This is a genomic window from Burkholderia sp. MSMB1078WGS (genome assembly GCF_001528895.1).
In the GTDB taxonomy this organism is placed as follows: domain Bacteria; phylum Pseudomonadota; class Gammaproteobacteria; order Burkholderiales; family Burkholderiaceae; genus Burkholderia.
This window is the reverse complement of the sequence record NZ_LPDI01000041.1, coordinates 1-24,699: the sequence shown is the minus strand read 5'-3', so window position 1 is coordinate 24,699 and position 24,699 is coordinate 1. Positions and strand designations below refer to the sequence as shown.

Below are 24,699 nucleotides of genomic sequence, written 5' to 3'. Positions count from 1 at the left end.
GAGCCTCGCATGACGACACCTTTCGCCACAATCCGCGACCTGCTGCGCTACGCGGTCACGCGCTTCTCGAAAGCGAAGCTCGCGTTCGGCCACGGCTCCGACAACGCGTACGACGAAGCGGCCTACCTCGTGCTGCATACGCTCGACCTGCCGCTCGACACGCTCGAGCCGTTCCTCGACGCGCGCCTGCTGCCCGACGAAATCGCGGCCGTGCTCGCGGTGATCGAACGACGCGCGACCGACCGCGTGCCGGCCGCCTATCTCACGCATGAAGCGTGGATGCACGGCCACCGTTTCTACGTCGACGAACGCGTGATCGTGCCGCGCTCGTTCATCGGCGAGCTGCTCGACGACGGACTGCAGCCGTACGTCGCCGATCCCGAGCAGGTCGGCGCGGTGCTCGAACTGTGCACCGGCTCCGGCTGCCTCGCGATCCTCGCGGCGAGCGCGTTCCCGAACGCCGAGATCGACGCGGTCGACCTGTCGGACAAGGCGCTCGAAGTCGCGGAGATCAACGTGCGCGACTACGGTCTGGAAGACCGCATCGGGCTGCACCGCGGCGACCTCTACGCCCCGCTGCCCGCGTTCCGCACCGATCCCGACTCGCGCTACGACGTGATCCTGACGAATCCGCCGTACGTGAACGCCGCGTCGATGGCCGCGCTACCGCCCGAATACCGGCACGAGCCGGAGATGGCGCTCGCCGGCGGCGACGACGGGATGGACATCGTGCGGCGCATCGTCGCCGAAGCGCACCGCTGGCTGCATGACGACGGCGTGCTCGTCGTCGAGATCGGCAACGAGCGCGAGCACGTCGAAGCGGCGTTCGGCGGCCTCGAGCTCACGTGGCTGCCCACCAGCGCGGGCGACGACGCCGTGTTCCTGATCCAGGCGTCGGACCTGCCGCGCAAGGCCTGAGCGTTTCCGGACCGCCCGCCGTGCGGCGCACCGTTGCGCCGCACGGTTGGGTAAGATGCGCGGAGGCGGCCACCCGGCCGCACGACCTCCGGAATCTCCTCCGGAGTCCCCTTCGGGAGTCCTTGACGCGCCCATGACCCTCGACTGGCTACATCTCGGCACCCTGATCCTGACCATCCACGTGCTCGGGATCGTCGCGGCGTGCCACGCAATCATGAACACGCGCACGTCGCAAGGCGCGATCGCATGGGCCGTCTCGCTCACGGCCATGCCGTACCTGACGCTCGTTCCGTACCTGTTCCTCGGCCGCAGCAAATTCTCCGGCTACGTCGACGCCCGGCGCCACGAGCTGGACATGTTGCGCACGCACACACCGCGCGCGCCGTGGCGCACCGCCGACGCGACCGACGGGCCGGCCGCCGACGCGCTGGGCCAGGCCGCCGTGCTCGCGCTCACGCGGCTCGGCGGCATGCCGTTCCTCGGCGGCAATTCGGTGCGCACGCTCGTGAACGGCGACGCGACGTTCTCGGCCATCCTGTCGGCGATCGACGCCGCGCGCGACTACGTGCTCGTCCAGTTCTTCATCGTGCGCGACGATGCGCTCGGCCGGATGCTGCGCGACTCGCTGCTCGCGCGCGCGGCCGCCGGCGTACGCTGCTGCCTGCTGTACGACAGCATCGGCAGCTTCGACCTGCCGCACGGCTACGTCGACGCATTGCGCCGGGGCGGCGTCGAGGTCCATCCGTTCGCGACCAACCGGAAATTCGTCAACCGCTTCCAGCTGAACTTCCGCAACCATCGCAAGATCGTCGTCGTCGACGGCAATCGCGCGTTCGTCGGCGGCCACAACGTCGGCGTCGAATATCTCGGCGCGAAGCCACGCCTGTCGCCATGGCGCGACACCCACATCGAGATACGCGGCCCCGTGGTGGCGAGCATCCAGTACGTGTTCGCCGAAGACTGGCACTGGGCGACGCAGAAGCTGCCGCCCATCGCGTTGCCGCCGCCCGCGCAGCCCGGCGACGCCATGCATTGCCTCGCGGTGCCGATGGGGCCGGCCGACAAGCAGGAAACCGGCTCGCTGTTCTTCGTCGAATCGATCAATGCCGCGCGCGAGCGGGTCTGGATCACCACGCCGTACCTGGTTCCTGACGAAGCCGTGCTGTGCGCGCTGAAGCTCGCCGTGATGCGCGGCGTCGACGTACGCATCCTGATCCCGAGCCGGCGCGACCACTACGTCGTGTTCGAAGCGTCGAAGCTTTACGCGCGCGACCTCGTCGATGCGGGCGTGAAGGTGTTCCGCTACCGGCCCGGCTTCCTGCACCAGAAGGTCGTGCTGATCGACCGCATCGCGGCGGCGATCGGCAGCGCGAATCTCGACAACCGCTCGTTCCGCCTCAATTTCGAGGTCATGGTGCTGACCGTCGACCCGGCGTTCGCCGACGAGGTCGAGACGATGCTCGATGCCGACTTCGCGCTGGCGTACCAGGTCGATGCGGACGAATACCGGCAGTCGCCCGCTTGGCGGCGCATCGCGATGCACGTCGCGCGGCTGTTCGCGCCGATCCTGTAGCGGCCCTGACGAGCGCCGCGCCCGCGCCAGCCGCACCGGCGCGGCGCACGCCGCGCTGCGCCGTCACAGCAGCTTGTCGATGTCCGCGGCGATTTCGTCGGGCTTGGTGGACGGCGCGTAGCGCTTGACGATGCGCCCTTCGCGGTCGATCAGGAATTTCGTGAAATTCCACTTGATCGCCTTGAGGCCGAGAATGCCGGGCGCCTCGTCGGTCAGGTAGCGATACAGCGGATGCGCATGGTCGCCCTTCACGTCGATTTTCGCGAACATCGGGAACGTGACGCCGTAGTTGCGCTCGCAGAACGCACCGATCTGCGCGGCGTCGCCCGGCTCCTGCTTGCCGAACTGGTTGCACGGGAAGCCGAGCACGAAGAAGCCGCGCGCCGCGTACTGGTCGTACAGCTTCTGCAGACCCGCGTACTGCGGCGTGAAACCGCACTCGCTCGCGGTATTGACGATCAACAGCACCTTGCCGCGATACGCATCGAGCGATACCGGCGCACCGGCGAGCGTCTCTGCGCTGAACGAATACAGGGTGGACATCGGGTACTCCTTATACGAAACCGGATCGACGTGGAGTCTAGGCGAAATTGCGCCGTTGCGGCATCGGCCGAGCGGCCGATGCCCGGCACGACCGGTGCGCGGTCTAGAATAGCGGTTTTGGCCAGTCATTTCCGCCGTGATCCGTTTCAATCAGTTCAGCCTTGCGCGCGGCACCAAGCCGCTGTTCGAGTCGACCTCGTTCGTGCTCAATCCCGGCGAGAAAGCCGGCCTGATCGGCGCGAACGGCGCCGGCAAGTCGACGCTGTTTTCCGTCCTGCGCGGCGAGCTGCATTCCGACGGAGGCGATTTCTCGATGCCGCCGTCGTGGCGGATCGCCCACGTGTCGCAGGAAACGCCCGCAGTCGACCGCTCGGCACTCGACTACACGCTCGACGGCGATGCCGCGCTGCGCGAGATCGAGGCCCGCATCGCCGCCGCTTCGGCCGCGCATGACGGCGCCGCCGAAGCCGACGCGCACGCGGCGTTCGCCGATGCCGACGGGTACACCGCGCCGGCCCGCGCCGAAGCGCTGCTGCTCGGCCTCGGCTTCACGCTCGCGCAAACCCGCGAATCCGTCGCGAGCTTCTCCGGCGGCTGGCGCATGCGGCTGAACCTCGCGCAGGCGCTGATGTGCCGCTCCGACCTGCTGCTGCTCGACGAACCGACGAACCACCTCGACCTCGATGCGATCGTGTGGCTCGAAGACTGGTTGCACCGCTACCCCGGCACGCTCGTCGTGATCTCGCACGACCGCGAATTCCTCGATTCGATCTGCAACGTCACGCTGCATCTGGAAAACCGCCAGGTGAAGCGCTACGGCGGCAACTACTCGCAGTTCGAAGTGCTGCGCGCGCAGCAACTGGCGCTGCAGCAAAGCGCATACGAAAAGCAGCAGAAGACGATCGAGCACCTGCAGAGCTTCGTCGACCGCTTCAAGGCCAAGGCGACGAAGGCCAAGCAGGCGCAAAGCCGAATGAAGGCGCTCGAGAAGATGGAACTGATCGCGCCCGCGCACATCGCGTCGCCGTTCACGTTCGAATTCCGCACGCCCGATGCCGCACCGAACCCGATGATGGTGATGGAGGACGTCCGTTGCGGCTACCACGCCGACGACGGAGCGGACATCCCGATCGTCGAGCGCGTCGCACTGTCGATCCAGAACGGCCAGCGCATCGGCCTGTTGGGCGCTAACGGTCAGGGCAAGTCGACGCTGATCAAGACACTGGCCGGCACGCTCGCGCCGCTGTCGGGGCACGTGCGCGACGGCAAGGGGCTGACGATCGGCTATTTCGCGCAGCACCAGCTCGAAACGCTGCGCGAAGACGATTCGCCGCTCGCGCACCTGGCGCGGCTCGCGCCCGACACGCGCGAGCAGGAATTGCGCGACTTCCTCGGCGGCTTCAATTTCTCGGGCGACATGGCGACCAGCCCGGTCGGGCCGTTCTCGGGCGGCGAAAAAGCGCGCCTCGCACTGGCCCTGATCATCTGGCAGAAGCCGAACCTGCTGCTGCTCGACGAACCGACGAACCACCTCGACCTCGAGACGCGCCACGCGCTGACGATGGCGCTCGCGCAGTTCGAAGGCACGCTGATCCTCGTGTCGCACGACCGTCACCTGCTGCGCGCGACGACCGACCAGTTCATGCTGGTCGCGAAGCACCGGCTGCAGCCGTTCGACGGCGACCTCGACGACTACCGCGACTGGCTGCTGCAGCATGCGGCCGAGCAGCGCGCGGCCGCAAAGGCCGACAGCGCGGCCGCCGCGGGCGCCGATCCGGGCGTCAACCGCAAGGATCAGAAGCGCCAGGCGGCCGAGGAACGCCAGCGGCTGTCGCAGTTGAAGAAGCCGCTGCAGAACCGCATCACGAAGCTCGAAAAGGAAATGGAAGCGCTGCACGCGGAGAAGGCTCGCCTCGATGCGTTCGTCGCCGATCCGGCGAGCTACGAGGCCGCGCGCAAGACGGAACTGACCGACGCGATCCGCAAGCTAGGCGAGGTCAACACGCGGCTCGAGACGATCGAGGCCGACTGGCTCGCCGCGCAGGAAGAACTCGAGCAGATCGGCTGACCGCAGCCGCCGGGCCGTCAGCCGACGATCGCGTCATCGGCGGCGCGGTGCGTCGGAGCGTCCATGCCCGACGAAACGGCCCGGCCGCGAAAACGACGAAGCCGGGCACCTGGCCCGGCCTCGTCGGTCACTGCCGCGTCGGCCCGCCGCGCGATCCGCTCAGCGGCGCGGCAGCGTGTCGCGCGGCATCTGCTCGTCGTCGCCCATCAGGTATCGGCGCCCTTTGGTCGGCCGGCGAATCGCCGCGACGACTTCCGCTTCCGTCACATCCTCGGACACGACCTTGCGCGCCAGGCGCCCTTCTTCGTCGATCCATTCGACGATCCGGCATCCGCCGCCCCACGGCTGGCGAATCGGCTCCGACACGCGGCAGCCGCGCAGGTTGTAAAGGCGTCCGCCAGGCGCTTCCCCATACGATTTCAACATAGGTTCCCTTCGCATTGCGCGGTTCGACAATCCGGCAAAGGATAGGGAAAAGCGATGTCCGGCGGGTTACAGCAGCCTACATATTCTTTACAGTGAATTACGCGACAGATCGTCCGGCGACGCCCGGCCCGCACGCGCCGGCTCGCTCATTCGAGATCGCGCACGCGGTCGATCGCCTGCTCGAGCCGCTCGACGGCCATCACGTTCAGCCCTTCGATCGCCTGTTTCGGCGCATTCGCCTTCGGAATCAGCGCGGACGTGAAGCCGAGCTTCGCCGCTTCGCGCAGTCGTTCCTGCCCGCGCGGAGACGGCCGGATCTCGCCTGCCAACCCCACCTCGCCGAACACGATCAGCCCTTTCGGCAGCGCCTTGTTGCGCATCGACGAGTGAATCGCGAGCAGCACCGCGAGGTCGGCGGCCGGTTCGGTGATCTTCACGCCGCCCACCGCATTCAGGAACACGTCCTGGTCGAAGCACGCGATGCCCGCGTGCCGGTGCAGCACCGCGAGCAGCATCGCGAGCCGGTTTTGCTCGAGGCCGACCGCGAGCCGGCGCGGGTTCGGCACGTGCGCCGTATCGACGAGCGCCTGGATTTCGACGAGCAGCGGCCGCGTGCCTTCCTGCGTGACGAGCACGCACGAACCGGGCACGACCTGTTCGTGCTGCGACAGGAACAGCGCGGACGGGTTGGCTACGCCGCGCAGCCCGCGCTCGGTCATCGCGAACACACCGAGCTCGTTGACTGCGCCGAAGCGGTTCTTGAACGCACGCACGAGCCGGAACGACGAATGCGTGTCGCCCTCGAAATACAGCACCGTGTCGACGATGTGCTCGAGCACGCGCGGCCCGGCCAGGTTGCCTTCTTTCGTCACGTGCCCGACCATGATGATCGCGGTGCCCGACTGTTTCGCGATGCGCGTGAGCTGCGCCGCGCATTCGCGCACCTGCGCGACCGAGCCGGGCGCCGACGTGAGCGCGTCCGAATAGACGGTCTGGATCGAGTCGATGACGGCCACGTCCGGCCGCTCCGCATCGATCGCGGCCTGGATCTTCTCGAGCTGGATCTCGGCGAGCAGCTTCAGTTCGGCCGCCGGCGCGCCGCCGTCCAGCAGCGCGAGCCGTTGCGCACGCAACGCGATCTGCGCGGCCGATTCCTCGCCGCTGATATAGAGCGCGCGCCGCTCGCTCGCGATATCCGCGAGCGACTGCAGCAGCAGCGTCGACTTGCCGATGCCCGGATCGCCGCCGATCAGCACGACGCCGCCGGGGACCAGCCCGCCGCCCAGCACGCGGTCGAATTCGCCGATGCCGGTCGAGAAGCGCGGTACGTCGGCGGCCTCGATGTCGACGAGACGCTGCACCGGCGCCCGCTTCGCGAGCGACTGGAAACGATGGGCCGCCGGCGATTCGGCGACCGATTCGACGAGAGTGTTCCAGGCCTGGCACGACGGGCACTGGCCCTGCCACTTGGGGGTCTGTCCGCCGCACTCGCTGCAGACGTAAACGGTTTTCTGTTTGGCCACGCGCGACGCCCTTATTCCGCTCGCACCGGCACGCGCGCGGCGACCGCGCACATCAGCTCGTAGCCGATCGTGCCGCAATGGCGCGCGACGTCGTCGATCGGCAGCGCGTTGCCCCACAGCTCGACGCGCGCGCCGACGCCGGCCTGCGGGCACGGCGTCAGGTCGACGGTGATCATGTCCATCGACACGCGACCGACGATCCGCGTGCGGATGCCGTCGACGATCACCGGCGTGCCTTCCGGCGCGACGCGCGGATAGCCGTCCGCGTAGCCGCACGCGACGACGCCGATCCGCATCCGCGCCTGCGCGGAGAACGTCGAGCCATAGCCGATCGCCTGGCCCTTCTCGATCGTCTGCACCGCGATCAGCTCGGACGCGAGCGTCATCGCGGGCTTCAACCCCGTGTCGGCGATATCGGACGACAGCCCGGACGGCGACGCCCCGTACAGCACGATCCCCGGCCGCACCCAGTCGAAGTGCGTGTCCGGATGCCACAGCACGGCCGCCGAATTCGCGAGACTGCGCGCGCCGGCGATGTTTTCCGCACCGCGCTCGAACGTCGCGAGCTGCTCGGCGACGCCGCGCTCGTTGTCCGCGTCCGAAAAATGGGTCATCAACGTGATCTGGCCGATGCCCGGGCACGCGCGGGCGCGCTCCCACGCGGCACGGTACTTCTCCGGCACGTAACCGAGCCGGTTCATCCCGCTGTTCATCTTGAGCTGCACGTTGACGGGCTTCGACAGCCGCGCCGTCTCCAGCATCCGCATCTGCTCGTCGTTGTGGACGGTCGTCGTCAGGCTGTAGCGGTCGATCACGTCGATGTCGGTCGAGCGGAAGAAGCCTTCGAGCAGCAGGATCGGGCCGGCCCAGCCGAGCTCGCGCAGCTTGACGGCTTCGTCGAGGTCGAGCAGCCCGAACCCGTCGGTGCCGCGCAGGCCGGGGAACACGCGCGCGAGCCCGTGGCCGTATGCGTTCGCCTTGACGACCGCCCAGACCTTGGACGGGCCGGCATAGCGGCGGACGACGGAGAGATTGTTCGCCAGAGCGGCGGTGTGGATGGTGGCGGAGATCGGGCGCGGCATGGGAAATTTACGTAAAGACGCTTGCGAATCATCAGCTTACCGCGCCTTTTGAGCACCGAAGCCGACAATTGGCGGAACGATCGGGGAATCTTGCTAGTCCGAATTGCCGTATTTTCGTGTTATAAAGCCGTGCGCACAACCCATTTCGAACGGAATAAGCCGATCGCATACCAGGCGGCCTACGCGGCCCTGCCGCAGCGACGAAAGCATCGCATCAGATGAAAAAAGGTTTTTACACCATCATGGCCGCGCAGTTTTTCTCGTCGCTGGCCGACAATGCGCTTCTCATCGCCGCCATCGCCCTGCTGAAAGACCTCCACGCCCCCAACTGGATGACACCGCTGCTGAAGCTGTTCTTCGTGTTGTCGTATGTGGTGTTGGCGGCGTATGTCGGTGCGTTCGCGGATTCGCGCCCGAAGGGCCGCGTGATGTTCATCACCAACTCGATCAAGGTGGTCGGCTGCATGATCATGCTGTTCGGCGCCCACCCGCTGATTGCGTACGGGATCGTCGGTTTCGGCGCGGCGGCCTACTCGCCCGCCAAGTACGGGATTCTCACCGAACTGCTGCCGGCCGACCGGCTGGTCGCCGCGAACGGCTGGATCGAAGGCACGACCGTCAGCTCGATCATCCTCGGCACCGTGCTCGGCGGCGCGCTGATCAGCCCGCACATCGCGTCGCACGTGATCGCGCACACGCCCGCCTGGATCGGCACGCCCGCCGAAGCCGCGATGGCGATCATCATGGCGATCTACGTGGTCGCCGCGCTGTTCAACCTGCGCATTCCCGACACGGGCGCCCGCTATCCGAAGCAGGAACGCGGCCCGGTCAAGCTGCTCACCGATTTCGCCGACTGCTTCATGGTGCTCTGGCGCGACAAGCTCGGCCAGATTTCGCTCGCGGTCACCACGCTGTTCTGGGGGGCCGGCGCGACGCTGCAGTTCATCGTGCTGAAATGGGCCGAGGTATCGCTCAACATGTCGCTGTCCGAAGGCGCGATCCTGCAGGCTGTGGTCGCGGTCGGCGTCGCAGCCGGCGCGATCGCCGCCGCCGCCCGGATTCCGCTGAAGAAGTCGCTGACCGTGCTGCCCGTCGGCATCGTCATGGGCATCGCGGTGATGCTGATGGCGTTCTACACGCGCGACCTGTTCCCGTCGCACTGGGCCGTGCACTTCGGCCATCTGCGCCTGCCGTTCTACCTGATCGTCGCCTACATCTTCCTGATCGGCGTCGGCGCGCTGTCCGGCTACTTCGTCGTGCCGATGAACGCGCTGCTGCAGCATCGCGGCCACGTGCTGCTGTCGGCCGGCCATTCGATCGCGGTGCAGAACTTCAACGAGAACCTGTCGGTGCTCGTGATGCTGTGCCTGTATGCGGTGCTCGTGTGGCTCGACGTGCCGGTCGGCGTCGTGATCGTGCTGTTCGGCACGTTCGTCTGCCTGACGATGTGGCTCGTGATGCGCCGCCACCAGGCGAACCAGCGTCAGTTCGACTCGGTTGCGCTGATCGGCGAATCGCGGCACTGACGCTACACTTTCCGTTTTCGTCCGCCGGCGCCGGTCGTCGAACCGGCACGTTGCCCTCATGACGCACCCGATACCCAACATCCTGACGATCGCCGGCTCCGATTCGGGCGGCGGCGCAGGTATCCAGGCCGACCTGAAGACGTTTTCCGCGCTCGGCGCGTATGGCGCGAGTGTGATCACCGCGCTGACCGCGCAGAACACGCGCGGCGTGACGGGCGTGCATGCGCCGGACGCCGCATTCGTCACCGCGCAACTCGACGCGGTGTTCGACGACATCCGCATCGATGCGGTCAAGATCGGGATGCTCGCCAACGCGGCGATCGTGCACGCGGTCGCCGACGCGCTGCGCCGTCACGCGCCGCGCTTCGTCGTGCTCGACACGGTGATGATCTCGAAGAGCGCCCACGCGCTGCTCGCGCCCGATGCCGTCGACGCGCTGCGCGACACGCTGCTGCCGCTCGCGACGGTCGTCACGCCGAACCTGCCCGAAGCGGCCGCCCTGCTGAACGATGCGCCCGCGTCCACCGAAGACGACATGGTCCGGCAAGGCCAGACCTTGCTGCAGACGGGTGCGCGCGCCGTGTTGATGAAGGGCGGCCACCTGCCCGACGCGTCCGCGAGCCCCGACTGGCTCGTCGACGCGACACGCACCGTGCGGCTCGACGGCGCGCGCCTGCCGGTCGGCAACACGCACGGCACCGGCTGCACGCTGTCGTCGGCGATCGCCGCGCTGCTGCCGCAGCGGCCCGACCTGGAAAGCGCGGTACGCGACGCCAAGACCTACCTGACCGGCGCGATCGCCGCGAGCGGCCAGCTCGACGTCGGCCACGGCGTCGGCCCGGTCCATCACTTTCATCGCTGGTGGTGAGCGCCGGCTGACGCAGCGTCAGCGATCCTGCGCCGCGAACGCCTGCGCGCGCGCCGGCCAGTCGTCGGGCACGACGAAACCGCGCGCCGTCTCGTGCCACGTGCCGTCGCGGCCCTTTTCATGGATGCCGATCAGGTCGGGCGCCTGGCGCATCGCCAGCACGGGCGGCAGTTCCGGTGCGCTCGCCAGCGGCTCGGGCTCGACACCTGCGCCGGCGGCGGCTCGCCGCGGCGCCAGCCACGCCAGCCTCGGCAACACGCTCCATGCCGCGCCGTCACGCTGCGCGGCCGCCCACGCCGGCCACTGCGCGTGCGTCAACCAGAAACCGCGCGGGTGGTCCGGCGCGATTTCGGCGGACACCGGCGATACCGGTGTGCCGTACGGATGGAACAGCCAGCCCTTGATGAACATCTGCGCGTCGGACGGCGCGCCGTAGCCGAGCCGGGCAAAGCCGTCGTGTTCGCCCAGCCGCAACTGGTGGTCGAGCAGCCGGCTGCGCTTGCGATCGAACCGGTCGACGAGATTGGGGCCGACGAAGTCGGCGAGCGACGCGCCGTCGCGGACCGGCGCGCACAGATAGCACTTCACCGCGAGTTCCCAATGCAGGCGCCGGCCGTCCGGCGCATCGACGAGAAAATCGACTTCGCCGAGCGTGCGGCCGTTGCTGCGCAGCGGCAGATTGGCCGCGACGAGCCGCAGCGACGGCCCGTGCGTCAGAAAATACTCGAGCAGGCATTCGGCGTAGCGTCCGAGCCGGGTGGGCCGAAATCCGTCGAGCGCGCGATGCAGCGGCTCGGGCCGTGCATCGAGCGCGGCGAGCCACGCTTGCCCGGCCGCTTGCCCGGCCGCGTCCGGCCAGGGGCGTGCGAGCGGTGCGCCCGGCACCGCGGTGAGCAGGCTCGGGCTGGCCAGTAGCCAGCCCAGGTCGCGCACCGCGACGTCATGCAGCGTATCGACGAACGCGCACGCCGCGCCAGTCGTCATTGCCCGGTCGGGCCGTTCGCGTCGGCGCCTTCCGCACGCCGGAACGTGTCGCGCGCGAGGCACAGGTCGGCCCACGCCTTCGACTTGTCCTGCAGGCTGCGCAGCAGGTAGGCCGGGTGGTAAGTGACGATCACCGGCACGCCCTCGTACGCATGCACGCGGCCGCGCAGCGACGCGATGCTCGCGTCCGTCTTCAGCAGCGTCTGCGCGGCAAAACGGCCGAGCGCGACGATCAGCTTCGGCTTCACGAGCGCGACCTGGCGCTGCAGATAAGGCTCGCAGCTCGCGACCTCGTCCGGCTCCGGGTTGCGGTTGCCGGGCGGACGGCACTTGATCACGTTCGCGATGTACACGTTGTCGCCGCGCTTGAGCGACAGCGACTGCAGCATGTTGTCGAGCAGCTTGCCGGCCTGGCCGACGAACGGCTCGCCCTGCTTGTCCTCGTTCTCGCCCGGCGCTTCGCCGATCAGCATCCAGTCCGCTTCGCGGTCGCCTACCCCGAACACGGTGTTGGTCCGCTTCTCGCACAGACGGCACAGCGTGCAGTCCGCCACGCGCGCGGCCAGCGCATCCCAGTCGAGCGCGGCGACCGGTGTGCCGGCGGGACGCAATGCGGCGGCCGGTACGGAATCGTCCTGCGGCGCCGCGTCGAACCATGCGAAATCGTCGTCCGCAGCGGGCGACGCATCAGCCCTCGGCGGCATCGTATCGGGCGATGCGGCCGACGCGGACGATACGGCCTGCGCGGGCGGGCGATCGCCATCGACGACACCGTGCGCCGGCGCCCGCGACTCGCGAGCCGGCAAGCCGCCGGCAGCGCCACGCGCGACGGCCGCTGGCGCGTCGTCCTGCCCCGGAGCACGCGCCGCACGCGTCGGCCGATCGGCCGCGACGACGGGACCGTCGTCGGCCGCCGCGGTTGGCGCGACGGCACGCGCGTCGGCTGCCGCGCCCTCGCCCGCGCGTTGCCCGCGCCGTACCCAGATCTGCGCGAGGCCCAGTTCCTCGAGCGCCGCTTCAGCCCACGCCATGCGCATCCCCCTCGTCCTTGTTCAGCGTCAGACGCATCACGATCGCGTCCTCCCGGCTGCGATGCTTCGCCGGATAGTAGTTCTTGCGCCGGCCGATCGTCACGAAGCCAAAGCGCTCGTACAGACGAATCGCGCGCGGATTGGACGGCCGCACCTCGAGCAGCACGCCGTCGAGCCGCTCCGCGCGCGAAATGCGCACCGCCTCGCGCAGCAGCGCGAGGCCCGCGCCCGCATGCTGCGCGGCCGGCGCGACGCACAGGTTCAGCAAATGCATCTCGTCGATCACGGGCATCAGCACGCAATAGCCGACGAGCGACCCGGTCACGTGCCGCAGGCACACGCCCAGATAGCCGTTGCGCAACGAATCCTCGAAGTTGCCGCGGCTCCACGGGAATTCGTACGCGACCTGCTCGATCGCGACGACCTCGTCGAGATCGGCATCCGTCATCGGCGCCAGATAGCGGTCGCTCAGCAGGACACCCGTCATCCTTTCGCTCCGCCCGTCTGCGCGGCCCGTGCCGCGATGCGCTCGGCCGTGGTCTGCGCGACCTTGTCGCGCACGTATTCGGGCGCGGCCCGGTCGGCCGGCACCGCACGCCCCGCGCGGAACGCGCGCAGCGCGGCATGCGCGACCGCCAGCGCATGCGGCAGCGCGTCGCCGTCGATCGCGGCGGCCCGCGCGGCGGCCGGCAATTGCGCGCCGAATGCCGCGGCCGCATTGCCGGCGAGCGTGAACGGCGCGTCGGGTACGCCGACCGCACCCGGTGCGTCGAGCGACGCCGGATGCACCGTGCGCCAGTCGCCGGCGCCGTCGTCCCACGCGAAATCCGCCCAGTAGGCTTCGTCCATCCGCGCGTCGAGCGCGGCGAGCACACGGGCCGTGCCGGGTGCGCGCAGCCGCGCGTGCTCGGCGCATGCGAGCAGCGTGCCGATCGGCACGACCGGCAGCCCGCCCCCGAACGCGAGGCCCTGGGTAATGCCCGTCGCGGTACGCAGGCCCGTGAACGAGCCGGGGCCCGCGCCGAACGCGATCGCGTCGCAATCGGCGAGCGTCAGCCCCGATTCGGCGAAGAGTTCCTGGATCGCCGGCAGCACGCGCGTGCTCGACACGGCGCCCGTCGGCTCGTGACGAACCCAGGTTTGCGGGGTGGAAACGGCGTCATCGGCCTGGGCCGAGCGCAGCAGCGCGACCGAGCAGTATTCGGTCGACGTATCGATGGCGAGGAGCACTGTTTGCGTCATGGCCGACATTGTAATGCGCCGCCCCGCTCCCACGGGCGATCGGGTCCGATCTGTGCGCACGCGCGGCGCCGGCCGCGGTTTGGAAGGATCGCTCGACCCCGCGCGACGGCTCGCTTGTTAAGATCGGCCGATCTGAAACCCTTACGGAGACACCCGATGAGCGACCTCACCGCCCGATTCGACCAGGCCCAGATCGACGTCAAGCAACTGACTGAGCGGCCGGGCAACCTGACCCTGCTGCGCCTGTACGCGCTCTTCAAGCAGGCGACCGACGGCGATGCGCACGGCGACAAGCCCGGCTTCACCGACATCGTGGGCAAATACAAGTACGATGCGTGGGACGCACTGAAGGGCACGTCGCAGGATGCGGCGAAGCAGCAGTACATCGAACTCGTCGAATCGCTGAAAAACGGCACGGCGTCCTGACCGGATCGCCCTCGCCGCAATCGGCAATCAAATCAGTGGCGCAGCGCAGCAAATTTCTCTATAATGCGGCCTGCGTCACCTCCCGCGCTCGGCTCGCAAGCCGTTCCGGCCCGACGCCTCGTAGCGTTAAGCTCCAATCCGGTTTAGAACCTGTCCCCTCCTGCTTCGACCCTCGCGGTCGTCAACTAGGCTGGCGGTCCCGCTCCTGAAGCGCGCCGCACCCAAAACAGCTTCTAATGCCTCATCCGCCGACGGTTCGGCGGATTGCACCCGTTTCCCGATTTGCTCGCTGAATCCGACGACTTGGGTATGCGCGATTGGCGCCGACGTTTCACCCACTGTGTTGTTTCAAGGATTGTTATGACTTCGAGCATCAACTCCAGCCCGCTCAACGCGATCGCCGACCAGGCGCTCGGTCTCGACGACGCCGCCGCACCGGCCGCAGTCGAACCGGCGTCGGACGAGCCGAGCTTCGCGTCGCTCGGGTTGTCGCCGGAGATCGTCTCCGCGCTGCAGGCCGCCGGCTACGTGAAGCCGACGCCGGTCCAGCAGCGCGCGATTCCGGCCGGCATCGCCGGCCGCGACCTGCTGGTGTCGAGCCCGACCGGTTCGGGCAAGACGGCCGCATTCATGCTGCCCGCGATCGAACGTTTCGCGCAGCTCCAGAAGACGCAGGCGCAGCAGCCGCGCGCGCCGCGTGAACCGAACCAGGGCGACCGCCGCGTGCGCCGCCCGCAACCCGTCGCGCGCCCGGGCCTGCTCGTGCTGACGCCGACCCGCGAACTCGCGATGCAGGTCACGACGGCCGCATCGACGTACGGCAAGCATCTGAAGCGCCTGCGCACGGTCAGCATTCTCGGCGGCGTCGCCTACGGCCAGCAGCTGATGCTGCTCGCGAAGAACCCGGAAATCCTGGTCGCCACGCCGGGCCGCCTGCTCGATCACCTCGAGCGCGGCCGCATCGACCTGTCGGAACTGAAGATGCTCGTGCTCGACGAAGCCGACCGCATGCTCGACATGGGCTTCATCGAAGACATCGAAACGATCGTCGCCGCCACGCCGGAATCGCGCCAGACGATGCTGTTCTCGGCCACGCTCGACGGCAAGATCGGTTCGCTGACGAGCCGCCTGCTGAAGGACCCGGAGCGCATCGAGATCCAGCAGCGCCTCGAGTCGCGCGCAAATATCGCGCAGACCGTCCATTACGTCGACGATCGCGACCACAAGGATCGCCTGCTCGATCACCTGCTGCGCGACGACGCGCTCGACCAGGCGATCATCTTCACGGCGACCAAGATCGACGCCGATCAGCTCGCCGGCCGTCTCGCCGACGCAGGCTTCGAATCGGCCGCGCTGCACGGCGACCTGCCGCAAGGCGCGCGTAACCGCACGATTCGTGCGCTGCGCGAGCGCCGCGTGCGCGTGCTGGTGGCCACCGACGTCGCGGCCCGCGGCATCGACATCCCGGGCATCACGCACGTGTTCAACTACGATCTGCCGAAGTTCGCGGAAGACTACGTGCACCGTATCGGCCGTACCGGTCGCGCAGGCCGTTCGGGTATCGCGGTGAGCCTCGTGCATCATGCCGAGCAAGGCGCGCTCAAGCGCATCGAGCGCTTCGTGCGCTCGCCGCTGCCGGTCAACGTGATCGAAGGTTTCGAGCCGCGCAAGGCTCCCCCGCGCAACGGCGGCAACGGCGGCCGCGGCCGCCCGGGTGGCGGTAACGGCGGTCGTCGTTTCGGCGGCAAGCCGGGCGGCGGTTATGCGGGCAACGGCAACGGCGCCGGCCGCAGCTACGGCGGCGGCAATGGTGGCGGCTGGAGCGGCAAGCCCGGCGGCAGCCGTGACGGCGGCCCGCGTCGCGACGGTCAGCGCAGCGGCGGCCCGCGCCGTGGCAATTCGGCATCGTAAGGTAAGCACACACGGGCGGCCCGCGGCCGCCCTGCGGATCGGCCGCCCCGGCCATCCAGCCAACCGGCGCATCCGCGCCGGTTTTTTTTCGCCTCGCCGTCAATTTCACGATGCGAAAAATTTTTTTGCGTCGTAAAAAATCATGCTGCAAGGCACAAGCCGGGCGATTGCGGGATAGGAAAACGCATTTCTTATCTCGAAATTAATTCGGCAAACCATTGATTCAAAACAACTAAAAAATTCTCCGCCTCCCGAAATAGCCCCTGTTTCGCTCCCGCCGATTTGCCTAGACTCTTATACAAGACTTCGCGAAACGGAATGCACCGCTTCCCCGCTTCGCGAACGGCATCACCACCGTCAGATTCGGCCGTCACGCCTACACCGCATCAAGGAGCTCATCATGTCGCGTCAGCAACAGGCACAGGAACTGCAGCAGCAATGGGAAACCGATCCGCGCTGGAAGGGCATCAAGCGCAACTACTTGGCTGAGGACGTGGTCCGCCTGCGCGGCTCGATCCCGATCGAGCACACGCTGGCCAAGCGCGGCGCGGAAAAACTGTGGAGCCTCATCAACAACGAGCCGTTCGTTAACGCACTCGGCGCACTGACCGGCAACCAGGCGATGCAGCAGGTGAAGGCCGGCCTGAAGGCCATCTACCTGTCCGGCTGGCAAGTGGCCGGCGACGCGAACGTCGCGGGCGAAATGTACCCGGACCAGTCGCTGTACCCGGCCAACTCGGTGCCGCTCGTCGTGAAGCGCATCAACAACACGCTGACGCGCGCCGACCAGATCCAGTGGTCGGAAGGCAAGAACCCGGGCGACGAAGGCTACGTCGATTTCTTCGCGCCGATCGTCGCCGATGCGGAAGCCGGTTTCGGCGGCGTGCTGAATGCATTCGAACTGATGAAGGCGATGATCGAGGCCGGCGCATCGGGCGTTCACTTCGAAGACCAGCTCGCATCGGTGAAGAAATGCGGCCACATGGGCGGCAAGGTGCTCGTGCCGACACGCGAAGCCGTCGCGAAGCTGTCGGCCGCGCGTCTCGCGGCCGACGTGATGGGCACGCCGACCGTGCTGGTGGCCCGCACCGACGCGGAAGCGGCCGACCTGATCACGTCCGACATCGACGACAACGACAAGCCGTTCCTGACGGGCGAGCGCACGGTGGAAGGCTTCTTCCGCACGAAGCCGGGCCTCGAACAGGCCATCTCGCGCGGCCTCGCGTACGCGCCGTACGCGGACCTGATCTGGTGCGAAACCGGCAAGCCCGATCTCGAGTACGCGAAGAAGTTCGCGGAAGCGATTCACAAGCAGTTCCCGGGCAAGCTGCTGTCGTACAACTGCTCGCCGTCGTTCAACTGGAAGAAGAACCTCGACGACGCGACGATCGCGAAGTTCCAGAAGGAGCTCGGCGCGATGGGCTACAAGTTCCAGTTCATCACGCTGGCCGGCTTCCATGCGCTGAACTACTCGATGTTCAACCTCGCGCACGGCTATGCACGCACACAGATGAGCGCGTTCGTCGAATTGCAGCAGGCGGAGTTCGCGGCAGCCGACAAGGGCTTCACGGCCGTCAAGCACCAGCGCGAGGTCGGCACCGGCTACTTCGACGCGGTGACGCAGACGGTCGAACGCGAAGCGTCGACGACCGCGCTGCATGGCTCGACCGAGGACGAACAGTTCTTCGACGGCAAGAAGGTCGCGTAACACGCGCGAGCGTGACGCCGATGCCGCCGCGTCTCGCGACGCCGCGGCATCGGCCACCGGACAACAATCAGGGAGGAGACGGCAGGCGCGCGAGTCCCATTGCGCGACCGGCCGCGCGGCCTGCGGGCCGCCAGCAACGATGCGCGCCGGCTTCGTCCGGCGCGCCCTTTTTCGACGGCGCATCCGGCCCGGCCACGGCCGGCGCCGCCCTAACGATAGACGATCACCGGAATTTTCGTATGGGTCAGCACGCGCTGCGTCTCGCTGCCGATCAGCAGGCTGCCGAGCCCGCGGCGTCCGTGGGACGCCATGAAGATCACGTCGCAGCCGCCGCGCTCGGCCGCCTCGATGATGCCGAGATACGGCGACGGATGCACGCTCGTCCACGTGTCGCACGCGACCCCGGCCGCCTTCGCGGCCGCTTCCACCTCGTCGAGATGCGCACGCGCCTCGCGCTCGCTGCGTGCGCGGAAATCGGCGGGCGGCTCGATGATCACTTCGGAAAACGGCGAGTACGGGTATTGCGGCAAGCACGCGTAGGCCGTCACGCGCGCGCCGACCGCACGAGCCAGGTCGATCGCACCGTCGATCGCCTTCTTCGACAGTTCGGAACCGTCGGTTGGAACGAGGATGTGCCGGAACATCGCGCCCTCCTTCGTCAATCGCACGCGCGCCGCGAATCCAGCCGAGCCGGCCGCGACACGGCGCGCATGCCTCTTACGATTGTAGTGTGCGAAATCGCGCTCACCGCCTCGCCAGCGGGTTCGCCCTCATATCGGAAACACGCGGACGGGTGTCGCCTACTCGCCCCAATAGCCGGGCCGCTCGTACGTGTGCTTCAGGTAATCGAGAAACAGGCGCACCCGCAGCGGCAGATGCCGGCGCTGCGGAAACACCGCATGGATGCCGATCGGCGGCGCGGCGAACGCGTCGAGCACGCTGACGAGCCGGCCGGCCGCGATGTCCTCGCCGACTTCCCACCACGAGCGCCACGCGAGCCCGTGGCCTTCGAGGCACCACTCGTGCAGCACCGCGCCGTCCGAGCATTCCATCGTGCCGTTCACGCGGATCGACACGACCTTGCCGTCCTCCTGGAACGACCAGCCGCGCTGCTGGTTCGCATTCGCCGCGAGCGCGAGGCAGTTGTGACGAGCGAGTTCCGCGAGCGTGGCGGGCGTGCCGCGCCGCGCGAGATACGCAGGGGACGCGACGCACACGCGGCGGTTCTCGCCGAGCTTGAGCGACACCAGCGACGAATCGGGCAGCTCGCCGAGCCGCACCGCGCAATCGAACCCTTCGTTGACGAGGTCGACCATCCGGTCGGACAGGTCGAGCGTGACCGACACGTCCGGGTGCCCGACGCTGAATTCGGGCACGAGCGGCGCGACGTGCCGCCGGCCGAAGCCGGCCGGCGCGGAAATCCGCAGGTGGCCGCTCGCCTTGACGCCGCCGGCGGACACGCTCGCCTCCGCGTTCTGCATGTCGTTGATGATGCGCTGGCAGTCCTCCAGGAACGCCGAACCCTCGAACGTCAGCGTGAGTTTGCGCGTCGTGCGCACCAGGAGCTTCACGCCGAGCCGCTCCTCGAGCGCGTCGAGGCGGCGGCCGATGATCGCCGGCGCGACGCCTTCCGCGTGCGCAGCCGCCGACAGGCTGCCTTTCGCCGCGACCGCGGCGAACGTTTCGATCTGTTTGAACCGGTCCATGACTCTCGCAAGAACGGCGTCGCCGCCCTTCAAATGGCTTGAGCCGCCAAGATTAGGTATATGAAAGTAAAAGATCAAGTGATGATTAGCGTCTTTTTTAGCACCTTCGATCACGAATAGAATCGATCCGACCTCTGAAACTGGAGCGCAAGGCTATGTCGGCCACAACGACACTCTCCTCTCCCGACGCCATCCTCTTCGACGCATTCGGCACGTTGTTCGACGTGCGCGCCGTGCTGGCCGCGGCAGAGCAGATGTTTCCCGGTCACGGGGAACGGCTGTCGCAGCTGTGGCGCCGCAAGCAGATCGAATACTCGCAGTTGCGCACGCTCGCCGACCCGGCCGGCGCCCGCTATCGCCCGTTCCGGGACATCACGCTCGATGCGCTGCGGTTCGCCGCGCGCCGGCTCGGGCTCGCGCTGAACAGCGCGGCCGAGAAGCGGCTGATGGACGAATACGCGTGCCTGTCCACCTATCCCGACACGGTGCCCGCGCTGCGCAAGCTGCGCGCGCTCGACCCGCGCCCGCCGCTCGCGATCCTGTCGAACGGCACCCCGCAAATGCTCGACATCGCGATCAAGAGCGCCGGCATGTCCGGACTGTTCGATCGCGTGCTGTCGGCCGACACCGTACGCGCGTACAAGCCGAGCCCGGCCGCCTACGCGCTCGGCACCGCCGCGTTCGGGCCGAACCCGCGCGACATCGTGTTCGTGTCGTCGAACGCGTGGGACGTCGCCGGCGCCACCTGGTTCGGCTATACGACGTTCTGGCTCAACCGCACGGGCGCGCCCGCCGAGGAACTCGGCGCGCCGCCCGACGGCACGGGCACCGGCATGGCCGACCTGCTCGCCTTCCTCGCCACCCCGGCTCCGTCCGGCAGACCCGCAAGCCGCACGCGCCCCGGCCCGGGTGCATGACGTTCGCCGCTGCCGCCTTCCCTCTTCACCGAAACCGCAACTGACCGACCAAGGAGATGAGACTCATGAGCACCCCGATCACGCTGCCGCAAGGCATGACGATCACCGGCGAAATCAAGCCGGGTTACGAAGCCATCCTGACGCCCGACGCGCTGGCACTCGTCGCGGCGCTGCACCGCACGTTCGAATCGCGCCGCCAGGCGCTGCTGCAGGCGCGCGTCGAGCGCACGAAACGCCTCGACGCGGGCGAGCGCCCGGACTTCCTGGCCGAGACGAAGGCGATTCGCGAAGGCGACTGGACGGTCGCGCCGCTGCCGGCCGACCTGCAATGCCGGCGGGTCGAGATCACGGGCCCCGTCGAGCGCAAGATGATCATCAACGCGCTGAACTCGGGCGCCGATTCGTACATGACGGACTTCGAGGATTCGAACGCGCCGAGCTGGACGAACCAGATCGACGGCCAGATCAACCTGAAGGACGCGGTGCGCCGCACGATCTCGCTCGAGCAGAACGGCAAGTCGTACAAGCTGAACGACAAGGTCGCGACGCTGATCGTGCGCCCGCGCGGCTGGCACCTCGACGAGAAACACGTGACGGTCGACGGCCAGCGCGTGTCCGGCGGCATCTTCGATTTCGCGCTGTTCCTGTTCCACAACGCGAAGGAACTGATCGCGCGTGGCTCGGGCCCGTACTTCTACCTGCCGAAGATGGAAAGCCATCTCGAGGCGCGCCTCTGGAACGACATCTTCGTCGCCGCGCAGGAAGCGATCGGCGTGCCGCGCGGCACGATCCGCGCGACGGTGCTGATCGAGACGATCCTCGCCGCGTTCGAGATGGACGAGATCCTGTACGAACTGCGCGAACACAGCTCGGGCCTGAACGCCGGCCGCTGGGACTACATCTTCTCGGCGATCAAGAAGTTCAAGAACGATCGCGACTTCTGCCTGGCCGACCGTTCGAAGATCACGATGACGGTGCCGTTCATGCGTGCGTATGCGCTGCTGCTGCTGAAGACCTGCCACAAGCGCAACGCGCCGGCGATCGGCGGGATGAGTGCGCTGATCCCGATCAAGAACGATCCGGAAGCGAACGACAAGGCGATGGGCGGCGTGCGCTCGGACAAGCAGCGCGACGCGACCGACGGCTACGACGGCGGCTGGGTCGCGCACCCGGGCCTCGTGCCGATCGCGATGGAAGAGTTCGTCAAGGTGCTCGGCGACAAGCCGAACCAGATCGCGAAGCAGCGCGACGACGTGCAGGTCGAAGGCAGGAACCTGCTCGACTTCCAGCCGGAAGCGCCGATCACCGAAGCCGGCCTGCGCAACAACATCAACGTCGGGATCCACTACCTCGGCGCGTGGCTCGACGGCAACGGCTGCGTGCCGATCCACAACCTGATGGAAGACGCGGCCACGGCCGAGATTTCCCGCTCGCAGGTATGGCAATGGATCCGCTCGCCGAAGGGCGTGCTCGACGACGGCCGCAAGGTCACGGCCGAACTCGTGCGTGAATTCGCGAAAATCGAGCTCGACAACGTGAAGCGCTCGGTCGGCGGCAACACGCAGCCGTACGAACGCGCAGCGGCGATCTTCGAGCAGATGTCGACGTCGGAAGGCTTCACCGAATTCCTGACGCTGCCGCTGTACGAGGAAATCTGACGACGACGCCGTTGCGTCGCCGGCCGGCCACGCCGTACCGGCGGTCGCATGCGACGGCAGCACGAAAAAGCGCCCCGCGGGGCGCTTTCTTTTTTACGGCGATTCCAGCCGCCGTCCGCAAGCAAGCTCAGGCGGTTTCCTGCTCGCGCCGGTACTGAACCCAGTCGCCGGACGGGATGCGCGGGCGCCCCGCCGCCGCATGCGCGGCAACCGGATAATACAGGCACGCGTACTGCCGGCCGCCGAGTTCGACGGTCACCTCTTCCGGTTTGAACAGCGAGTCGACGCCCGGATAGACGCGCTCGATCTCGTCGAGTACCGGGATGAGCCGCTCGTCGATCTCGTAGACGTCGCCCCAGACCAGCGACTTGCCGGCCGGCCCGGCGAGCATGCCCGGGTACGTGCCGAAATCGTACAGCTCGCCCGGCAGCGCGGCCGCACCCAGCAGCGTCGGCGCGGCGATTCCGTGACGGGCGGCCGCCTCGCCGATGTCGTTGGCCTGTCCGGCTCTCAAGGTGCCATAGACGAATACGTGGCGCATCGTGGTTCTCCTCTTCGATTCGTATGTTGCCGTGTTCGCGGGCGATCGGCGTGCGATCGGCGTGCAATTGCGCACGCATCGATAGACCGCGATACCGCCCCGATGGTTCGAACCGCCGGGGGCGGGCGACCGCGGGCGGTCGCCCCGGATTCGCCGATGCCCACACAAAGTTCATTTGAACCCGGCATGATGGCCCGAAAAACCGCCGCATGCGCTTATGCGGCGCCTTCTAAAATAACGGCATCGCCGCCGCGCTGCCCGAACCGTTCATGAATCCGCCCGCCCAAGCCGACGTATCGAACCCGTACGACGTCATCGACATTCCGCCGGAATTCGCGCCGACGGCCGTCCATCCGATGCGGGTACGGGCACGGCAGGTCGATGCCGGCCGCCGCATTCCGCTGCACACGCATGCATGGGCGCAGCTCGCGTACGCGTCGCGCGGCGTGCTGCGCGTCGCGACGACCGGCACGACCTGGATGGTGCCGCCGTCCCGTGCGATCTGGGTGCCGCCGCGCGTGACGCACGAGGTCGTGATCGTCGAAGAGGCCTATTTGCGCACGCTGTATATCGACGAGTCGATCGTGCCGGGCGGGCTCGATGCATGCCGCGTCGTCGAGGTGACGGGGCTGCTGCGCGAACTGATCGTCGCACTCGATGCGCGCGACCTGAGCGCCGCGCGCGAGCGCCTGCTGTGCGGGCTCGTGCTCGACGAGCTGAGTCATGCCGAACCGTTGCCGCTCGCGGTGCCGATGCCCGACGAGAAACGGCTGCGCCTGCTGTGCGAATCGGTACTCGCGCACCCCGCGCACGCGGAGTCGCTCGAGCACTGGGCGAGCGAGGTCGGCGCGAGCACGCGCACGATATCGCGGCTCTTCAAGCAGGAACTGGGCGTGAGCTTTTCGCAGTGGCGCCAGCAGGCGCTGCTCGCGCGGGCGATCCCGCTGCTGAACCAGGGGCGCCCGCTGTCGCATATCGCGCGTGAGCTCGGCTACCAGAGCCAGAGTGCGTTCTCGGCCATGTTCCGTCGCGCGTTCGGCGAAAGCCCGCGCGCGTTCATGCTGCGCGGCTACGAGCATCGAGGCCCGGACGGTGCCGCCGCGGACAGCGAAACGCCAGACGACGACGCGATCGACACGGCCCGCTGATCACTCGCTCCGGCGCGCCGGACCGTCAGACCGGCCGCACCATGTGGCGGATCGAGCCGAGTTGCGCGAGTCGCGGGCCGGTGACCCGGTAGCCCATGCGCAGGTACAAATGCGCGGCGGGATTGTCGACGAACACGCGCAACTGCAGTTCGTGCAGCCCGCGCGCACGCGCCCAACGATGCGACATCTCGAGCAGGTAGGTGCCGGCGCCCTGGCCGCGATGGCCGGCCGCGATCTGCACGTCGCGGATATGCAGCGAATCGCCCTCCTCGGTCACGCGCAGCACGCCGATGCGCTCGCCGTCGGCCTCGAGGATGAAGTTCTCGGATTCGCGCCAGCTCGCATAGAACAGATCGCTGCGCCACACGAGCCCATGGCGCTTGTAGTAGCCGCCCATGTTGCCGTGCGTCAACGCTTCGGCATACGGAAAATCGCCGGGCTCCGCGGGCCGGAGCTGATACAGGAGTCGCAGGTCGGTCGGATCGAGCATCGCGCAGGAGTCGAAAACACATCCCGCCACGATAGCGCAGTCGCATGCGGATGCAATCGCGAATTTCTCGTAGGGTCGCGACGTCCGATGCAGCACGCGGTATGGATGGCACGCGCACCCGGAAGTGCAAACGAAAAAGCCCGCACGAGGCGGGCTTCTTCATTTTCTGGCGGAGCGGACGGGACTCGAACCCGCGACCCCCGGCGTGACAGGCCGGTATTCTAACCGACTGAACTACCGCTCCAGTCTTGCTGCTTGCCTGGCAGGCGTCGGTTACTTCCTGCCGGCGCGTCGTTTGTTCGAACGACGCCGAAATCTGGCGTCCCCTAGGGGATTCGAACCCCTGTACTCACCGTGAAAGGGTGATGTCCTAGGCCTCTAGACGAAGGGGACTACGTACTGCTTACATC

The 24,699-nt window shown here is 67.8% G+C and carries 23 protein-coding genes and 2 tRNA genes; 11 read left to right on the top strand and 14 right to left on the bottom strand.

Features of this window, described 5'->3' with window-relative positions; genetic code table 11:
- Window positions 1-9: 9 nt before the first annotated feature.
- Together prmB and cls are read left to right on the top strand one after the other, a co-directional pair.
- Entirely contained in the window at window positions 10-918 is a 909-nt protein-coding gene (gene prmB, locus WT24_RS12405; protein WP_059780841.1) for a 50S ribosomal protein L3 N(5)-glutamine methyltransferase, read from the top strand.
- A 133-nt stretch (window positions 919-1,051) separates the two neighbouring features.
- The gene (gene cls, locus WT24_RS12400) at window positions 1,052-2,491 is read left to right on the top strand and encodes a cardiolipin synthase (RefSeq protein WP_059505880.1); all 1,440 of its coding nucleotides are present in this window, start codon (window positions 1,052-1,054) and stop codon (window positions 2,489-2,491) included.
- Between the two features lie 63 nt (window positions 2,492-2,554).
- On the opposite strand, the gene WT24_RS12395 is transcribed toward cls, so the two are convergent.
- The gene (locus WT24_RS12395) at window positions 2,555-3,034 is read right to left on the bottom strand and encodes a glutathione peroxidase (RefSeq protein ID WP_011549528.1); all 480 of its coding nucleotides are present in this window, start codon (window positions 3,032-3,034) and stop codon (window positions 2,555-2,557) included.
- A 136-nt stretch (window positions 3,035-3,170) separates the two neighbouring features.
- Between WT24_RS12395 and WT24_RS12390 the strand changes: the two genes are divergently transcribed.
- Window positions 3,171-5,102, top strand: coding sequence for an ATP-binding cassette domain-containing protein (locus WT24_RS12390; protein WP_060033719.1), 1,932 nt, complete (start codon window positions 3,171-3,173; stop codon window positions 5,100-5,102).
- 159 nt (window positions 5,103-5,261) lie between these two features.
- On the opposite strand, the gene WT24_RS12385 is transcribed toward WT24_RS12390, so the two are convergent.
- From WT24_RS12385 to alr, 3 genes are all read right to left on the bottom strand, one after another.
- Entirely contained in the window at window positions 5,262-5,528 is a 267-nt protein-coding gene (locus WT24_RS12385; protein ID WP_059505876.1) for a DUF2866 domain-containing protein, read from the bottom strand.
- Between the two features lie 146 nt (window positions 5,529-5,674).
- Entirely contained in the window at window positions 5,675-7,051 is a 1,377-nt protein-coding gene (gene radA, locus WT24_RS12380) for a DNA repair protein RadA (protein WP_034207679.1), read from the bottom strand.
- Window positions 7,052-7,062: 11 nt separating this feature from the next.
- Window positions 7,063-8,133 (bottom strand): alanine racemase, encoded by a 1,071-nt coding sequence (gene alr, locus WT24_RS12375; protein WP_059505874.1) that lies wholly within the window; start codon window positions 8,131-8,133, stop codon window positions 7,063-7,065.
- 218 nt (window positions 8,134-8,351) lie between these two features.
- On the opposite strand from alr, the gene lplT reads away from it, so the two are divergent.
- Window positions 8,352-9,659 carry a lysophospholipid transporter LplT gene (lplT, locus tag WT24_RS12370; RefSeq protein ID WP_059505873.1) on the top strand — a complete coding sequence of 436 codons (1,308 nt, stop codon included), beginning with the start codon at window positions 8,352-8,354 and terminating at the stop codon, window positions 9,657-9,659.
- Window positions 9,660-9,717: 58 nt separating this feature from the next.
- The gene (gene thiD, locus WT24_RS12365) at window positions 9,718-10,527 is read left to right on the top strand and encodes a bifunctional hydroxymethylpyrimidine kinase/phosphomethylpyrimidine kinase (protein WP_059505871.1); all 810 of its coding nucleotides are present in this window, start codon (window positions 9,718-9,720) and stop codon (window positions 10,525-10,527) included.
- A gap of 18 nt (window positions 10,528-10,545) precedes the next feature.
- Here the strand turns inward: thiD and WT24_RS12360 are convergent, their stop codons facing one another.
- Genes WT24_RS12360 through tsaB form a run of 4 tightly spaced genes read right to left on the bottom strand, consistent with a single transcriptional unit; the run spans window position 10,546 to window position 13,793 of the window.
- Window positions 10,546-11,511, bottom strand: coding sequence for a DUF1853 family protein (locus WT24_RS12360; protein WP_060033717.1), 966 nt, complete (start codon window positions 11,509-11,511; stop codon window positions 10,546-10,548).
- On the bottom strand, window positions 11,508-12,542 hold the full coding sequence (locus WT24_RS12355; protein WP_060033989.1) for a uracil-DNA glycosylase: 1,035 nt from the start codon (window positions 12,540-12,542) through the stop codon (window positions 11,508-11,510). Before WT24_RS12355 ends, WT24_RS12360 begins: the two co-directional genes overlap by 4 nt.
- Window positions 12,529-13,029 (bottom strand): ribosomal protein S18-alanine N-acetyltransferase, encoded by a 501-nt coding sequence (gene rimI, locus WT24_RS12350; RefSeq protein ID WP_059790550.1) that lies wholly within the window; start codon window positions 13,027-13,029, stop codon window positions 12,529-12,531. Before rimI ends, WT24_RS12355 begins: the two co-directional genes overlap by 14 nt.
- Window positions 13,026-13,793 carry a tRNA (adenosine(37)-N6)-threonylcarbamoyltransferase complex dimerization subunit type 1 TsaB gene (tsaB, locus tag WT24_RS12345; protein ID WP_059790548.1) on the bottom strand — a complete coding sequence of 256 codons (768 nt, stop codon included), beginning with the start codon at window positions 13,791-13,793 and terminating at the stop codon, window positions 13,026-13,028. Before tsaB ends, rimI begins: the two co-directional genes overlap by 4 nt.
- Window positions 13,794-13,940: 147 nt before the next feature.
- Here tsaB and WT24_RS12340 point away from each other — a divergent pair, with 147 nt between their 5' ends.
- The 3 genes from WT24_RS12340 to aceA all read left to right on the top strand — a co-directional run bounded on the left by WT24_RS12340 (window position 13,941) and on the right by aceA (window position 17,829).
- Entirely contained in the window at window positions 13,941-14,210 is a 270-nt protein-coding gene (locus WT24_RS12340; protein ID WP_059505862.1) for an acyl-CoA-binding protein, read from the top strand.
- A gap of 360 nt (window positions 14,211-14,570) precedes the next feature.
- Entirely contained in the window at window positions 14,571-16,121 is a 1,551-nt protein-coding gene (locus tag WT24_RS12335; protein ID WP_060033715.1) for a DEAD/DEAH box helicase, read from the top strand.
- Window positions 16,122-16,521: 400 nt separating this feature from the next.
- Window positions 16,522-17,829 carry an isocitrate lyase gene (gene aceA, locus WT24_RS12330; protein ID WP_059505858.1) on the top strand — a complete coding sequence of 436 codons (1,308 nt, stop codon included), beginning with the start codon at window positions 16,522-16,524 and terminating at the stop codon, window positions 17,827-17,829.
- A 209-nt stretch (window positions 17,830-18,038) separates the two neighbouring features.
- On the opposite strand, the gene WT24_RS12325 is transcribed toward aceA, so the two are convergent.
- Together WT24_RS12325 and WT24_RS12320 are read right to left on the bottom strand one after the other, a co-directional pair.
- Complete coding sequence (locus tag WT24_RS12325) at window positions 18,039-18,473, bottom strand: universal stress protein (protein ID WP_059506097.1); 435 nt, start codon at window positions 18,471-18,473, stop codon at window positions 18,039-18,041.
- Window positions 18,474-18,629: 156 nt separating this feature from the next.
- Window positions 18,630-19,535, bottom strand: coding sequence for a LysR family transcriptional regulator (locus WT24_RS12320; protein ID WP_059790546.1), 906 nt, complete (start codon window positions 19,533-19,535; stop codon window positions 18,630-18,632).
- Between the two features lie 155 nt (window positions 19,536-19,690).
- Between WT24_RS12320 and WT24_RS12315 the strand changes: the two genes are divergently transcribed.
- Window positions 19,691-20,452, top strand: coding sequence for a haloacid dehalogenase type II (locus tag WT24_RS12315; RefSeq protein ID WP_060033712.1), 762 nt, complete (start codon window positions 19,691-19,693; stop codon window positions 20,450-20,452).
- A gap of 65 nt (window positions 20,453-20,517) precedes the next feature.
- On the top strand, window positions 20,518-22,110 hold the full coding sequence (gene aceB / locus WT24_RS12310; protein ID WP_034207691.1) for a malate synthase A: 1,593 nt from the start codon (window positions 20,518-20,520) through the stop codon (window positions 22,108-22,110).
- Window positions 22,111-22,237: 127 nt separating this feature from the next.
- Here the strand turns inward: aceB and WT24_RS12305 are convergent, their stop codons facing one another.
- Complete coding sequence (locus tag WT24_RS12305; protein ID WP_060033709.1) at window positions 22,238-22,651, bottom strand: gamma-glutamylcyclotransferase; 414 nt, start codon at window positions 22,649-22,651, stop codon at window positions 22,238-22,240.
- Between the two features lie 269 nt (window positions 22,652-22,920).
- Here WT24_RS12305 and WT24_RS12300 point away from each other — a divergent pair, with 269 nt between their 5' ends.
- Complete coding sequence (locus WT24_RS12300; protein ID WP_059505850.1) at window positions 22,921-23,799, top strand: helix-turn-helix domain-containing protein; 879 nt, start codon at window positions 22,921-22,923, stop codon at window positions 23,797-23,799.
- A gap of 25 nt (window positions 23,800-23,824) precedes the next feature.
- Here the strand turns inward: WT24_RS12300 and WT24_RS12295 are convergent, their stop codons facing one another.
- The 3 genes from WT24_RS12295 to WT24_RS12285 all read right to left on the bottom strand — a co-directional run bounded on the left by WT24_RS12295 (window position 23,825) and on the right by WT24_RS12285 (window position 24,682).
- Entirely contained in the window at window positions 23,825-24,289 is a 465-nt protein-coding gene (locus tag WT24_RS12295; RefSeq protein ID WP_034207694.1) for a GNAT family N-acetyltransferase, read from the bottom strand.
- Between the two features lie 167 nt (window positions 24,290-24,456).
- Window positions 24,457-24,533 (bottom strand) — tRNA-Asp (locus WT24_RS12290).
- A 73-nt stretch (window positions 24,534-24,606) separates the two neighbouring features.
- Window positions 24,607-24,682 (bottom strand) — tRNA-Glu (locus tag WT24_RS12285).
- Window positions 24,683-24,699: the final 17 nt, after the last annotated feature.